Annotated in this window: 14 protein-coding genes; 3 read left to right on the top strand and 11 right to left on the bottom strand. The window is 66.0% G+C overall.

Going from position 1 to position 12,728, the window contains the following annotated elements; all coding sequences use genetic code 11:
• Nucleotides 1-23: 23 nt before the first annotated feature.
• The 3 genes from ABZX86_RS34955 to ABZX86_RS34945 form a co-directional block, all read right to left on the bottom strand.
• Entirely contained in the window at nucleotides 24-1,271 is a 1,248-nt protein-coding gene (locus ABZX86_RS34955; protein ID WP_355129878.1) for a HipA domain-containing protein, read from the bottom strand.
• Nucleotides 1,268-1,573 (bottom strand): helix-turn-helix domain-containing protein, encoded by a 306-nt coding sequence (locus ABZX86_RS34950; RefSeq protein WP_355129876.1) that lies wholly within the window; start codon nucleotides 1,571-1,573, stop codon nucleotides 1,268-1,270. The genes ABZX86_RS34955 and ABZX86_RS34950 overlap by 4 nt, the downstream gene beginning before the upstream one ends.
• Before the next feature lie 139 nt (nucleotides 1,574-1,712).
• The gene (locus ABZX86_RS34945) at nucleotides 1,713-2,300 is read right to left on the bottom strand and encodes a TetR/AcrR family transcriptional regulator (protein WP_355129875.1); all 588 of its coding nucleotides are present in this window, start codon (nucleotides 2,298-2,300) and stop codon (nucleotides 1,713-1,715) included.
• 167 nt (nucleotides 2,301-2,467) lie between these two features.
• Here ABZX86_RS34945 and ABZX86_RS34940 point away from each other — a divergent pair, with 167 nt between their 5' ends.
• The gene (locus ABZX86_RS34940) at nucleotides 2,468-3,295 is read left to right on the top strand and encodes a class I SAM-dependent methyltransferase (protein WP_355129873.1); all 828 of its coding nucleotides are present in this window, start codon (nucleotides 2,468-2,470) and stop codon (nucleotides 3,293-3,295) included.
• Here the strand turns inward: ABZX86_RS34940 and ABZX86_RS34935 are convergent.
• From ABZX86_RS34935 to ABZX86_RS34915, 5 genes are read right to left on the bottom strand one after another with little or no spacing between them, the layout of a single operon-like run.
• Nucleotides 3,280-3,849 (bottom strand): YbhB/YbcL family Raf kinase inhibitor-like protein, encoded by a 570-nt coding sequence (locus ABZX86_RS34935; protein ID WP_355129871.1) that lies wholly within the window; start codon nucleotides 3,847-3,849, stop codon nucleotides 3,280-3,282. The genes ABZX86_RS34940 and ABZX86_RS34935 overlap by 16 nt on opposite strands.
• A gap of 19 nt (nucleotides 3,850-3,868) precedes the next feature.
• Nucleotides 3,869-4,414, bottom strand: a complete 546-nt coding sequence (locus ABZX86_RS34930; RefSeq protein ID WP_355130015.1) for a 3-isopropylmalate dehydratase — start codon at nucleotides 4,412-4,414, stop codon at nucleotides 3,869-3,871.
• 8 nt (nucleotides 4,415-4,422) lie between these two features.
• On the bottom strand, nucleotides 4,423-5,670 hold the full coding sequence (locus ABZX86_RS34925; protein ID WP_355129869.1) for an aconitase/3-isopropylmalate dehydratase large subunit family protein: 1,248 nt from the start codon (nucleotides 5,668-5,670) through the stop codon (nucleotides 4,423-4,425).
• 3 nt (nucleotides 5,671-5,673) lie between these two features.
• Nucleotides 5,674-6,549: an isocitrate lyase/PEP mutase family protein gene (locus ABZX86_RS34920; protein WP_355129867.1), complete on the bottom strand. Its 876-nt coding sequence runs from the start codon at nucleotides 6,547-6,549 to the stop codon at nucleotides 5,674-5,676.
• 3 nt (nucleotides 6,550-6,552) lie between these two features.
• A complete protein-coding gene (locus ABZX86_RS34915) occupies nucleotides 6,553-7,977 on the bottom strand; it encodes an MmgE/PrpD family protein (protein WP_355129865.1) in 1,425 nt (474 codons plus the stop codon).
• A 163-nt stretch (nucleotides 7,978-8,140) separates the two neighbouring features.
• Here ABZX86_RS34915 and ABZX86_RS34910 point away from each other — a divergent pair, with 163 nt between their 5' ends.
• Nucleotides 8,141-9,211: an Lrp/AsnC family transcriptional regulator gene (locus ABZX86_RS34910; protein WP_355129863.1), complete on the top strand. Its 1,071-nt coding sequence runs from the start codon at nucleotides 8,141-8,143 to the stop codon at nucleotides 9,209-9,211.
• Here ABZX86_RS34910 and ABZX86_RS34905 read toward each other — a convergent pair.
• A complete protein-coding gene (locus ABZX86_RS34905; RefSeq protein ID WP_355129861.1) occupies nucleotides 9,174-9,707 on the bottom strand; it encodes a helix-turn-helix domain-containing protein in 534 nt (177 codons plus the stop codon). The two genes, ABZX86_RS34910 and ABZX86_RS34905, sit on opposite strands and share 38 nt — an antisense overlap.
• Before the next feature lie 59 nt (nucleotides 9,708-9,766).
• Between ABZX86_RS34905 and ABZX86_RS34900 the strand changes: the two genes are divergently transcribed.
• A complete protein-coding gene (locus tag ABZX86_RS34900; protein ID WP_355129859.1) occupies nucleotides 9,767-11,074 on the top strand; it encodes an alpha/beta fold hydrolase in 1,308 nt (435 codons plus the stop codon).
• Between the two features lie 7 nt (nucleotides 11,075-11,081).
• Here the strand turns inward: ABZX86_RS34900 and ABZX86_RS34895 are convergent, their stop codons facing one another.
• On the bottom strand, nucleotides 11,082-11,993 hold the full coding sequence (locus ABZX86_RS34895; RefSeq protein WP_355129857.1) for an SDR family NAD(P)-dependent oxidoreductase: 912 nt from the start codon (nucleotides 11,991-11,993) through the stop codon (nucleotides 11,082-11,084).
• 30 nt (nucleotides 11,994-12,023) lie between these two features.
• Entirely contained in the window at nucleotides 12,024-12,674 is a 651-nt protein-coding gene (locus ABZX86_RS34890; protein ID WP_355129855.1) for a TetR family transcriptional regulator, read from the bottom strand.
• Nucleotides 12,675-12,728 lie beyond the last annotated feature (54 nt).

Genomic DNA, 12,728 nt, shown 5'->3' with positions numbered 1-12,728 from the left:
GTATGAAGGACAGACTCTGCGGATCAATGCGCGGGCTGTCGCAGCTGTTCGCGTCGTTCCGAGATCATTCTTGCCAGGTGGCGACTGGTCTTGTCGTCGAATCCGATGTCGGCAACCCGGTCTATCCACGGTTCTGCGGCATCGACAATGCGTGTCAGGCTGCGGTTGATGGCCCGGTCGGGGATACCGAGGCGGGTGGCCGCCTCGGTCCACCAGCGGCGGACGAGTTTCGCATCACGCCCGTACAGTTGCAGCGCCATGGGGTCGTTCCAGCTCAGATACGGTTGGGTGGTGAGCAGGTCGTATGCCGGCGTCGGTTCCCAGATTCCGTCGGCGTTCTGCCGGATCGACAGGTTCTTGCCGTGTAGGTCGCCATTACCGATGAGGTAGCTGAAGGCTGCGATCTCGAGCATCTGCAGGATGGTGAGGCGGTATGAGCCGCGGCCCTCGGTGACGGCGTCGGCAAGGCCGGTGATGGCTTCCTGCAAAGTGATTCGGTACTTCGCGGCCGGATATCGACCGAGTACCTGGCAGGCATCTTCCTGGGCCAGACGACGGATCCGTCCGTGCTCGACGGCGCGATCGAATCTGTCGATGAAAAGTGCTGTGCGGCCGTTCATGTCGGTCGCAAGCTGATGCCGCGGAACTTTTATGCCACAAGCGCCGGCCATAGTCAGAAAGAAGTTCTCGTTCTCGACCAGGTACGGGTACTCGGGTGGGTTGAGTTTGAGGATGGCAGGCCCTCCGGCAGTGGAGACCGGGGTCGAGATCATTTGCGCGGACACCTTGACCTGAACTCCAGGCAGTGCGGTCCTGTCGAGATCGTCGACGTCGGTCGAGGTCGCGCGCGCGAACAAGGCGGTGAAATCGGTGCGCGCGGGATCCGTCTTTCCGAACAGCGGAAGTGGCGTATCCGCCACAGTTCCGGCGGGTACAACCTGGACGTCGCCGATGGTGTCGGTACCGACGGCCAGCAGAATGCTGAAGTGGTCATCCTCGCTGGTGCGCGCGGCTCTTGTGATTGCGGTCAGCCGGAGCCCTTCGGGCAGCAATCCGGCGAAGAAGGCGGGGACCGAACCCCCGGTGGCTCGAAAGGCCCTGCGTTGCTTGGGCAATGTGAAAGCAACCGCAGGTGTCGTGGGATCGGCGAGGTAGGGCTCGGCGTACGTGAAAGTGACATCGTCGCGCTCGCGGCGCAATTGTCCGGCAATGCGCCCGGCCTTGTATACGTCGGCCTCGTCGACGGTTCGGAGTGCGGCGGATGTAGTCACAGCGAACCAGCTACTGCCGCACGCAGTTCGACGGTGTTGTCGGTCAGCGCTCGCGCATCCGCATGAGGCATGCTCACCAGCGCCAGCCCGAGAGTGTCCAGCACGCGCAACGTCACCGCGAGAGTCGGGGAAGCTTGTCCCGCCTCCAGAGTGCGCACCGATGACAAGCCGACATCCGCGAGTTCGGCCACCTCGAGCTGGGTCAGCTTCAGTGAGTGGCGGCGTTCCGCGATGAAGGCTCCGAACTCGGCGAGTAGGCCTGCCTCGATACGCGGCCGCCTGCGTGGTCCTGACCCCGTCATCTACCCTCCTATCGTTGCTATTGCAACGTCAGTGCTGGCGAAGTTCGCAATCGGTCCAAGTAGGCGTAGTTCTTGGCATCTTAACGCTGCGATATCAACGATAGCTCATCAAGCTAGGAGCTGCCGGCAATTTTCCGTCCTAATCGTTCTTATAGCAACGATAGATCAGGGTTCCGCGGGTGGCCAGGCGTCGGAAGTCGTTGGTCAGGTGGGTGGGGTCGCGGGCGAAGTCGTGGTCGATCCACCAGGCCAGGAGGCCGACGGTGGCGGCGGCGTAGAACTCGGCGACGACTTCCGTGGGTGGGTTGTCGCCGGGGTCGGTGTCGGGTTGGGGGAGGTGGTCCGACAGGAGTTGGACTATGAAGTCGTGCAGGTGGCGGGTTACCACGGTGCCGCCCTGTTTGCCGCAGAGGGCGCGGTAGACGCGTTGGTTGCGGTGGGCGTGGTCGAACAGGAGGGCGGCGGGGCGGTCCACTTCTATGGGGAGGCCGGCGGAGTTCATCTGGTCGAAATCGGCTTCGAGTTGCTCGCGCATGCTGTCGAAGGTGGCGGTGAGCAGGGCTTCTTTATCGCGGTAGTGGACGTAGAAGGTGGAGCGGCCGATATCGGCGCGGTCGAGGATGTCCTGCACGGTCATCTGTTCGTAGCCCTTGTCCAGGACGAGCGCGATGAAGGCTTCGTGCAGGGTTTTTCGCGTGCGGCGAACCCTGCGGTCCTGCTCGGCCACGGCTGCCTCCTCGACTTTCCGGACAACCTCCCGGGTGCTGTCCGGTAATGAACGAATGCCCGGAACTGGTTGTTGACCAGCGGCTCCTCTCCGACAGCATAATCGAACATGTTGTTCAGAAACATATTCGGTGTTCGGCAGGCCGGTCGGGGCGAAGGAGCTTGGGCATGAAAGACACACTGATCGATACCCAGTACTCGACCGGCGTCTCGCGGCGCAATATCGAGCGGGCCCTGCTGGCCGCGGGCAAGGATCTCGACCACCTCCGGCCCGAGGATCTCGCGCTGCTCGAAGACTTCCATACGATGGGGCGTTATGCCACAGGGCAATTGGTGGATCTGGCGGGGATCACCGCGGCGGACGACGTGCTCGACGCGGGCAGCGGCATCGGCGGCACCGCCCGTTTCGTCGCCGGCCACTGCCACTGCCGGGTGACCGCCGTGGACCTGACCGAGGAGTACTGCGATACGGCGCGCTGGCTCAATCAGCTTGTCGGACTGGATGATCGGATCTCGGTGCAGCGCGCCGACGTCACCGAACTGCCGTTCGCCGATGCCACCTTCCAGGTTGCCTTCAGTCAGCACGTGCAGATGAACGTGCCCGACAAGCCGCGCCTCTACCGGGAAGCACGCCGGGTCCTGGCGGAGGGCGGCCGACTTGCCATGTGGGACATCACCTCCGGCGAGAACGGCGAGCTCGACTACCCACTGCCGTGGGCCGATCGCCCCGACCTCGGCCACCTGGTCAGCTCCGGCGAGTTGCGCGCCATCGTCGAATCCGCGGGATTCGAGATCGACCATTGGAACGATCTCACCGACCAGGCGGCCACGCTGATGCAGGCGATACTGGCACTGCCGCCCACGCCCCTCGGGTTGCATGCCTTCGTCACCGACTTCGCGCGGAAGGCGGCGAACCTGACCCGCGCCCTCACCGACGGACGCCTTCGAGTCATCCAGGGCGTGGCGCGAGCAGTCGCCCCTCAGTCGCGTTCGTAGGTGCCCGTCAGCCTTCCGCGCGCGATGACATGCCCATCGATGGCCGCGAGTGTCTCGGCGAGCGTCGCCGCGCCGCCGAGTCCACTCGGGGCATCGAGCGCGAAGAGCTGAAAGATGTACCGGTGCGGCCCATGACCGGGAATCGGACGCGGCCCGGCATATCCACGCCGTCTGAACGAGCCGACGCCGATATCGAACGCCGGGCTCGCCGAATGCTCCAGTGCGAGAGCGCCTTCGGGAATCCCTCCGGAACTGGGATCTATGCCGGAGAAGAGCCCGTGCACAATCGGCCGCGGCAGCGGTACATCGGGATCCTCGATGATGAGGACGAGCTCCACCGCCGCAGCGGGCACACCGGACCAGTGCAGCGCCGGTGAAATATCCGCACCGACCCCCTTGCCCGCATGCCGCTGCGGTATGGCCGCCCCCTCGGCAAAGGCGCTTGTCACCGTAATCTGCTCCGGTGCAACGGCAGTGGCGCTGTGATGCCAGGCGATCTTGCTGATACCCGCGCGCACAGGTCGCAGCAGCCGGGCAATCGCATGCTTGATCATCAGAACTCCATCGCTGTCGTCATGCGCTGGCCCCGCTGTCGACCGGGATGGCGCCCGAGCGGAATACGTCGAGTAGTTCGATCGGCAGGAATCCCTGCTCGGCCAGTCTCGCCAGAACACCGCCGCTGGCAAGGATTTCCAGAATGAGCGGCGGTAGTGCGGGCGCCTGGCCCGAAGCGCCCGTGGTGTCGTTTCCGAAAGCGCCGGTGGCGAAGTCGAAGCTGCCGCGGTCACCGTCGGAGAACATCGCGGTGACTCCGGGCACGGTCAGAGCGGGCAGGCCCGCATTGATGGCATTGCGGAAGAACAGCGAATTGAATTCCTCCGCGATGAGTGCCGCCACGCCCAGGCTGCGGAACAACGCGGCCACCGGTCGCGAGGATCCGACACCGAAGTTCTTGCCCGCGAGGACAATATCGCCCGGCGCGACGAGATCGGTCCAGCCCGGCCGGATTTGATGGAAGACATGTTTCGCGGCTTCGGGGATATCCAGCTTCATGGCGAACGCCGGATACATGGCATCGGTGTCGAGCGAGTCGCCGAAGACCCAGACTCGGCCGGAAATGCTGGTGCTCACGCGGTCACGCTCCGGGGATCGGTGATGTAGCCGGCCACCGCCGAGGCGGCCACGGTGGCGGGGGAGGCCATATAGATCTCGGCCTCGGTACTGCCCATCCGGCCGGTGAAATTGCGGGTGCTGGAGGTGAGGCAGACTTCGCCGGCGCCGATGACGCCCATGTGGTATCCGAAGCAGGCCCCGCAGGTCGAATTGGTCACCACGCCACCGGCATCGGCGATGTCCTGCAGATAGCCCAGGCGCATGGCGTCGCGATACACCTGCTGCGAAGCCGGTGTCACCAGCAGCCGCACCCCGGGCGCGACGGCCTTGCCCCGCAGGATCTGCGCGGTTATGCGCAGATCCTCGAGCTGGCCATTGGCGCAGGACCCGATGAAGGCCTGATCAATCGTGCGCCGCTCGATCTGCGATACGGGTAATCCATTGCGGCTCACCGTGCCCGGCCGCGCCACATAGGGTTCGAGACCGCTCAGATCGACCTCGCGAACCGCGAAGTACTCGGCATCTGCATCGGCATCGGCGGGCTCGAAATCGTGGACGCCGCGCTCGTGCAGGAACTCCCGCAGCACCGCGTCGACACCGAAAGTCGCGAAATCAGCGGAGATTTCGGCCGCCTGCGTGGCGATGGTGCGCCGGTCGCTGAGCGGAATGCTCGCCATGCCGGACCCGCCGAACTCCAGATTCATATTGGTGGCGTCACCGTACGCATCGGCGATGTAGAGGAACACGTCCTTACCGCTGATCTCTTCGGGCAGTTCACCATTGAGCTCATAGCGAATGGTGGGCGCGACCTGGAACCAGGTGGACCCGGTGCACATGATGGAGTACAGCTCGGCGGGTCCGAGTCCTCGCGCGGCGGTGTTGTACGCACCACCCGCGCAGGTGTGCGAGTCGGTACAGGCCAGCACTTCACCGGGCCGGGCCAGACCGTTCTCCGCGATCACCTGATGGCAGATGCCGTGCCGCCCGACGTCGAAGAACTTCTCGATACCGAAGTCCGCGACGAACTTTCGCGCCTTCGGGCCACCCTCGGCATCCTTGAGCGTCGGCGCCGGGACCGCGTGGTCCATGATGACCGCCACCTTGTCCGGATCGTGGATCCGGCTGGGCGGGATCCACAGCGTCGCGAACTGCAGGTCGATCATGACGCACATATCGACGTCGACGGTGACGATGTCACCCGGGCGCACCTGTGCGACACCGGCTTTGCGGGCCAGCAGATTCTCGATCATGGTCATGCCCATGGTTCAGGCTCCTTCGAAACGGTAGCGCTCGCCGAGCTCGGACCATTCGGCCAAGCCGACGAGATTGAAGAATTCGCCGGGACTGCCCGGCAGCAGGGGTGCGGGATCACGCCCGAGCAGCCCGGTGAGACCGGTCAGCATGGCGAATGCGGCCGCCCCCAGGGGATTCGACGGGTGGATGATGATCGAGTAGCCGAGCTCCTGCAGCCGCGCGGTCGATTCGATCGGTGTCAGGCCGCCGATCACGAGATTGATCAGGAGCGGCGCGGACACCTCCTTCGCGATCCGCTCGATCTCGTCGATGCCCTGCGGCGCTTCGACGAAGAGGACATCGGCGCCCGCCTCCGCGTAGGCATTGGCGCGTTCGATCGCGGCATCGATACCCAGCGGCCCGCGTGCGTCGGTGCGGGCAATCACCACGAGTTCGGGATCGGTGCGGGCGTCGAGCGCGGCCTGGAGTTTGACCACGAACTCACCGGTGCTGATGAGTTCCTTATCCGGCAGATGCCCGCACTTCTTCGGAAAAGCCTGATCCTCCAACTGAATTGCGGCAACCCCGGCGGCCTCGTACTCGCGGACCGTTCGGATGACATTCAAGGGTGCGCCGTATCCGGTGTCGGCATCGGCGATGAGCGGGATATCACCGAGCACACGGACCAGAACCCTGGCGCGTTCGACCATTTCGGTCTGCGTGACCAGCCCGATATCCGGCAGCCCGAATCCGGAGGCGGCGACACCGGCGCCGGTCAGATAGGCGGCGGTGAATCCGATCCGGCTCACCAGCGATGCCGATATGCCATCGAAAACGCCTGGTGCGATGACGATCTCGTCACCGGCGATGGCCGCGCGCAGGCGGGTCCGGGCCTCGTGTGGACTCATGACCTATTCCTCTCCGTCGAGAGCGCCCGCGACCGGCGCGGCCAGTAGTGCGGCCAGCACGCGAATATCGTCGAGTTCATCGATGTGCAGGACCGCGTCCTGAATGGCATCGAGCCGGTCGGCGTCGAGCAGCGGCCCGGCCAGCGACCGGTATTTCGCGATCAGTTCGTCATTGGTCACCGGGTCGGCGGGCCCGCCGTGCGGCTGCTCGATCCGCCTGTTCAGTGCGGTGCCGTCCCGCAGCGTGATTGTCAGCTCGGTGGCGAAACGTCCTGTGATCGGCCCGTTCTGGATCTTCTCGTCCAACTCGACCTGCACCTTGCCGAGCAGATCCCACACATCGTCGGCATCGAGGCGTGCCTCGGTGAACTGCGCGGTCAGCGCGGCCCCGTCGAGCAGCGCCACGGCCGCGGCATAACCCAGATTCATCTGCGCGCCGATCGGCGTCAGCGGTCGCTCGGGCTTCCACCAGCCGTGGTGGTAGACGGTATGGCCGACCCGAATCTCTATGTGCGCGATGGACTTCGGATCGAGGTCGTATTCGGCGCGCAATTCCAGCGCGGCCTGGATCGTCCCGTGCAGCCCACCCTGTGCGGCATAGGATTTCACCATGATCACTTCGGTGTGCCACCCCTCGCCGAGTCCCGCGATGACCTGCGCGGGGTCGGGATGGTGGCCCTCGCCGAACACCGACAGATAGCCGCCGTACGGGCGATCGAAGACCTGCTTGATGCCGGTGTAGCCGCCCGCGGCCAGCCCGGCGGCGTAATAGCCGTTGCGCGCGGCGAATCCGTGCTGCATGCGCTTGGACATCGCCTCGTACTGCGCGGCCATCAGCCCGGCCGACTGCGTACCCGCCATCCCGAGGGCGTCCTCGAGTTGCGCGGTGTCGAGGCCGCGCAGCTTGCCCGCGGTCATGGCGGCGGTGTGCGTGCCGAAGACCGGCCCGCTGTGCCAGCCCCGCGAGAGCATCTCGGATCCGTGCAGCGCCAACCCGACTCGCGGTCCGACCTCGAAGCCGGCAATGGCCGCCGTGAGGGCATCCGCACCGGAGGCTCCGCCGAACTGCTGCGCCGCGGCCAGCAGTACCGGCAGCACCAGCGAATTGCTGTGCAGCGGCGCCAGCGGATGAAAATCGTCCAGCTCGAAACCCTGAATGAAGGTGCTGTTCAACAGCACTGCCGCCGGACCGCTGGTGGTCGCGCCGGTGCCGATCACCGTCACCTCGCCCGTGCCCTCGAGTCCCAGCACCGAGTCCGTCGCCACCCGCGACCAGGGCAGCTGTGCGCCGACCAGCGCACAGGCCACCCCGTCGAGCAGCAGATGCCTGGCGCGGGTGCGCACCCGTTCCGGAATCGAGTCGAGCGTCAGCTGCTCGACCCAGGTGGCAAGCGGAACGGTGACATCGGAGGTTGTCGTATCGCTCATGCAGATAGTGAACAGCCGGTATTGCGGGTGCTCGCAGATCTGAAGGTAAATGCCCGTTCCAGGCGTCTGATTGGTGGAAAGCGTGTGCCAGAGCTGCTTCATGTAGGAAATATGCGATATCGTCCGTACTCGGTACCTACTGAATTCGACACTCCGGAACGGGGTGACCGTGCCCGAGAACCGCTCGCGCAAGTCCGGTGTGGACGAGCTCGACGTGACCCTGCTCGATGCGCTGCACGTGAATCCCCGGGTCAGCTTCGAGCGACTCGGCGCCGCCCTGAATATCTCCGCCGTGACCGCGGCCCGCCGCTGGCAGCGACTCTCGGACTCCGGCCGCGCCTGGGTTTCCGCCGTGCCCGGTGCGCGGCTGGCACTGTCCGCGGCGGTCTTCGAGGTCGAAGCCGAGCCCGGCCGGCTGCTCGAGGTGGGGCAGGCGCTGGCCGGCATCCCACAGGTCGGCAGTGTGTACTTCACCGCCGGTGAGTTCGATGTGCTCGCCCTGGTATTCGCCGCGGATATGAAGTCGCTGACCGCCCTGCTGCTGGAGCGCCTGGCACAGCTTCCGGGAATCGCCCGCACCCGAGCCCATATCGGGCTGCGCTGGCACAGCGGAGTCCAGTGGCGGCTGGGCGCGATCGACATCGGTCAGCAGCGCTCGGTGATCGACGAGTCCGAGTCCGGAACTCGGCGCACCGCCCGCGACAGCTCCCTCGACCCCGCCGATCGCGCCCTGTTCCTGGCGCTGCAGCGCGACGGCCGGGCCCGATACCGGGACCTCGCAAGGGATCTCGGCGCGACGGAGGCGCAGGTGCGGCGGCAGCTCGCCGCACTCACCCGCCGCGGCATGCTGAACTTCCGCACCGATTTCACGCGCAGCGAAGGCGGCTGGCCCGCCGAACTCGTGCTCTGGCTTACTGTTCCGCATCATGAGCTCGACACTGCCGGTGCGGATATCGCACTGTGGCCGGAGACGAGAATCTGTGTCTCCATTATCGGATCCGCCAACCTGCTGGTGATGGCCCAGGTTCACCAAATCGCCGACCTGTCGGAGATTTTGGACCGAATCCACCGCGCATTTCCCACGGTGGTGGTGGCCGATCAGCGACTCGTGCTGCGCCCCTGCAAATCCTGGGGCCGCATGCTCGACAGTGACGGGCACGGGCACGCGGTCATCCCGGTCGACCCGTGGGCGCCGATCACCGATCGTCCTCGATCGGAAACAGCACCGGACTGAGCAGGTACTGGGCGCGATCGGGGGTCGGCGTATTGGCCAGCTGCGGTGCGATTGCGGCGCGCATGCCGTCGATCATCGTCTCGAGTTCGCTCGGGCTGAGCCAGAGTGCGTGCTGGCGGTAGCCGACCAGATCCGTCAGCGGATTCGCCCGGTCCCGATCGAGATAGGCATTGAACTCGGCCAGCAGTGCCGCCATGGCCACGGCGAACGCCCGCCGATGATCATCGACCGATGCCGCCGCGAGCGTGTCCGCATCGATCGAGGCGTGTTCCTGGCGCAGCACGTAGCGGCGCTCCACCGCGCCGCGCACCCGCTGCTCATCGGCCACCTCCAGGATTCCCCCTTCGGCGAGCACGTCGACCTGCCGATAGACGGTGGCCTTCGACGCGTCCGGAATCCGGGCGCACAGCTGCGAGGTGGTCAGCGTTCGGCCGCCGCGCAGGGCGTGGACGATGCGCAACCGCACCGGATGCGCCAGGAGTTCGAGGGTGTCCATGGTCCAACGATCTCATACGTGCTACCTTTCTCATGAATGAGAAAGGTTAGGGGATTCCGATGAGCGTCGAACCGGGTGCGATCGCCACCGCCGTTGTCGAGATGGCCCGCGCGGGCCGATTCGCCGAGATCGAGAAGTTGTTCGCGCCGAGGCTTCGCGCGGTGGTCTCCGCGGAGTCGTTGCGGGTGGCGTGGGTGGCCGAGGCCGAACGGTTCGGGGCGATCCGCGGCGTCGGTGAGCCGTCCAGCGAGCCGACCGATGCGGCGCTGGTGCGCGTGAGTGTTCCGGTGACCGGGGAACGCGGCGGAATGACCGTGGTCATGTCGGTCGATGCGGCCGGACTGCTCAACGGTTTTCGGCTCGCGCCGCCACCCGGCTCGGCATGGGAAGCGCCCTCCTACGCCGAATCCGGACGGTTCACCGAATATGAGATCACCCTCGGGGAAGGCCGGCTCGCGGTGTCCGGCACGGTCAGCGTGCCGCGCGGGCGCGGGGCCAAGCCCGGTGTCGTATTGCTCAGTGGCGGTGGGCCTTTCGATCGCGACGAGACCAGCGGGCCGAACAAGCCGCTGAAGGATCTGGCCTGGGGGCTGGCGAGTCGCGGCATTGCGGTGGCGCGGTTCGACCTCGTCACCTATACGCATCCGGGCCTCGCCGCCGATCTGCCTGAGTTCACCATGACCGACGAATATGTGCCGTATGCGGTCGCCGCTATCCAACTGCTGCAACAGCATCCGGCTGTCGATCCCGCCCGGGTCTTCGTGCTCGGGCACAGTATGGGAGGCAAAGTCGCCCCACGGGTCGCCGCAGCCGAACCGTCGGTCGCCGGGCTGGTGCTGCTGGCCGCCGACGCCTCTCCCATGCAGCGTTCGGCCGTCCGGGTGGCGCGCTACCTCGCGGCGCTGAATCCCGGTGCGGCAACCGAATCGGCCGTCGCGATGATCACAGAACAGGCCGAGCGGGTGGACAGTCCCGGGCTGTCGGTCTCGACGCCCGCGGCGGACCTACCGTTCGGCCTGCCCGGCGCGTACTGGCTGGATCTGCGCGGCTACGACCCGGTTTCGACGGCGGCGGCGCTGAACAAACCGATGCTCATCCTCCAGGGGGCTCGCGACTACCAGGTGACGGTCGAGGATGACCTCGCCCTGTGGCAGGCCGGTCTCGGCGAGCGGCCGGAGGTCACCATCGGCATCCATGACGCCGGCAATCATCTGTTCTTCCCCGGCTCGGGTGCTTCGAGCCCCGCGGAATACGAACCGGCGCAACACATCGACCCCGCTGTGATCGCCCAGATCGCAGACTGGCTGGCTCCGGCACCGGTCCGGGGGAGGGTCGGGCGGCTTCTGTCGAGTCTCTCCCGCAGATGACCGCGAGTCAGTGCCGAACCTTCTCGATGAGTTCGACGCTGGTATTCCACAGATCCGCGGCGAGATCGAGATCGTAGGAGTCGTCCGAGGATCGGATCTCGCGCCGTCCCGAGAAGTACCGCCCGGTGGTCTCCGCCAGCGCGGGATCGAGCACCAGCCGGGCGAGTGCGGCGGCGGAGCGCTTCGGCGTATGAATATTGAGCCCCGGCACCAATGTCATTGCGGGCAAAAGGAATCGCCATGCCAGTCGTTGAATGCCGGGATAGTCGCGCCCCAGCCCCGTGCCCGGCATGAGTCCGGGATCGAAGGCATTGACGGTGATCGGCGGCATGTGATTCCCTATCCGCCGCGCCAGCTCATAGGTGGTCAGCACATTGCAGAGCTTCGAGGTGGTGTACCGCCGCCGCCCGGCCGCTGCCGCCGCAGCCCCATCATCCTCGGGATAGGCCAGTGCCATCGCGCTGCTGTAGTTCGGCGCGGGCGTACCTGTCGGCTTCTTCGGATCGTGAGTATCGCTGGCGACGAAGACAACTCGTCCGGGCGTCGCCAGCAGCGGTAGCAATTCCTGCACCAGCAGAAAGTGCGCCAGATGATTCACCCCGAAGGTCTGCTCGAACCCGTCCGCGGTGAATGTGATCCCCGAAACGACCTGCATCCCCGCATTGCAGACAATCGCATGCAGCGGCGGCAACCCCGACCGCGTAATCGAGTCCGCAAACCGCCGCACACTGTCCAGCGACCCCAGATCCAACGGCAACCCCACCGCCTTCTCCCCGAGCCGATGCGCCGCCGCCGCAACCGTTTTCGAATCCCGCCCGGTGATCACCACATGCCACCCCGCATCGAGAATCGCCGCGGCAGTCCGGTAACCGAGGCTCCCGGTACCGCCGGTAATCAGGACAGTCTGTTGGTCGGTCATCAGATCTCCTGGGGGGCTGGAGCATTCAGCCTAGTGCGCGGCGGGCGGCGGCGCGTGATCGGTGAGTTCGGGTCCGGCAGGGAGGGCGAGGCGGCCCACCATGCGCCGGAGTTGTTCGCCGTAGCGCTCGGCGAATTCGGGGTCCGACGGGGGCACGCCATAGAGGCGTTGGACGAGTTCAGGCATGAGGGCGGCCACCGCGACCGCGCCATTGAGTGCCAGGACGACTGCGGCCTCGTCGAGGTCGGATGCCAGTTCGCCGCGGTGTTTACGTTCGCGCATGCTGTGGATCTCGGGCGTGTCGCCTGCTTCGGCGGGCTTGTCGAGATCGGCGGTGAGGCCCTGCCAGATGAACATCCGAGTGAGTCGGGGGTCGGCGAGCGCCTCGCGCAGGTAGCGCACGGCGACCTCGGGCAGCGCGAGGCTCTCCTGCTGGAGCGCGGTTTCGCGCTGCTGCCAGGCGCGCGCGATCTCGTCGTAGAGCCCGTCCTTACCGCCGAAGTAGTAGCTGATCAGCTGTTTGTCGACGCCCGCACGGTTGGCGATGTCCTGTACGCGGGCGCCGGCCCGGCCTTTGGCGGCGAATTCCTCGCGGGCCGCGTCGATCAGTTTGGCCTTGGTCCGTTCGGCATCGCGCTGCCGGTCCGGCGGTGTGCGCTTGCGGTTGGGCGTCGCGGTCATGGAATCACCGTATTCGACCGGAGGAATCCACCTCTATCCACCAAACGGTGGACA

The organism is Nocardia sp. NPDC006630, from assembly GCF_040611495.1.
Classification (GTDB): domain Bacteria; phylum Actinomycetota; class Actinomycetes; order Mycobacteriales; family Mycobacteriaceae; genus Nocardia.
The sequence above is the reverse complement of the archived record's forward strand: the minus strand, read 5'-3'. Positions and strand labels throughout refer to the sequence as shown.

What these genes read in the sequence shown, in the direction of transcription:
- ABZX86_RS34950 (WP_355129876.1), bottom strand. Translation starts at nt 1,573, where the DNA reads ATGACGGGGTCAGGACCACGCAGGCGGCCGCGTATCGAGGCAGGCCTA.
- ABZX86_RS34940 (WP_355129873.1), top strand. Translation starts at nt 2,468, where the DNA reads ATGAAAGACACACTGATCGATACCCAGTACTCGACCGGCGTCTCGCGG.
- ABZX86_RS34935 (WP_355129871.1), bottom strand. Translation starts at nt 3,849, where the DNA reads ATGATCAAGCATGCGATTGCCCGGCTGCTGCGACCTGTGCGCGCGGGT.
- ABZX86_RS34925 (WP_355129869.1), bottom strand. Translation starts at nt 5,670, where the DNA reads ATGGGCATGACCATGATCGAGAATCTGCTGGCCCGCAAAGCCGGTGTC.
- ABZX86_RS34920 (WP_355129867.1), bottom strand. Translation starts at nt 6,549, where the DNA reads ATGAGTCCACACGAGGCCCGGACCCGCCTGCGCGCGGCCATCGCCGGT.
- ABZX86_RS34915 (WP_355129865.1), bottom strand. Translation starts at nt 7,977, where the DNA reads ATGAGCGATACGACAACCTCCGATGTCACCGTTCCGCTTGCCACCTGG.
- ABZX86_RS34905 (WP_355129861.1), bottom strand. Translation starts at nt 9,707, where the DNA reads ATGGACACCCTCGAACTCCTGGCGCATCCGGTGCGGTTGCGCATCGTC.
- ABZX86_RS34900 (WP_355129859.1), top strand. Translation starts at nt 9,767, where the DNA reads ATGAGCGTCGAACCGGGTGCGATCGCCACCGCCGTTGTCGAGATGGCC.
- ABZX86_RS34895 (WP_355129857.1), bottom strand. Translation starts at nt 11,993, where the DNA reads ATGACCGACCAACAGACTGTCCTGATTACCGGCGGTACCGGGAGCCTC.
- ABZX86_RS34890 (WP_355129855.1), bottom strand. Translation starts at nt 12,674, where the DNA reads ATGACCGCGACGCCCAACCGCAAGCGCACACCGCCGGACCGGCAGCGC.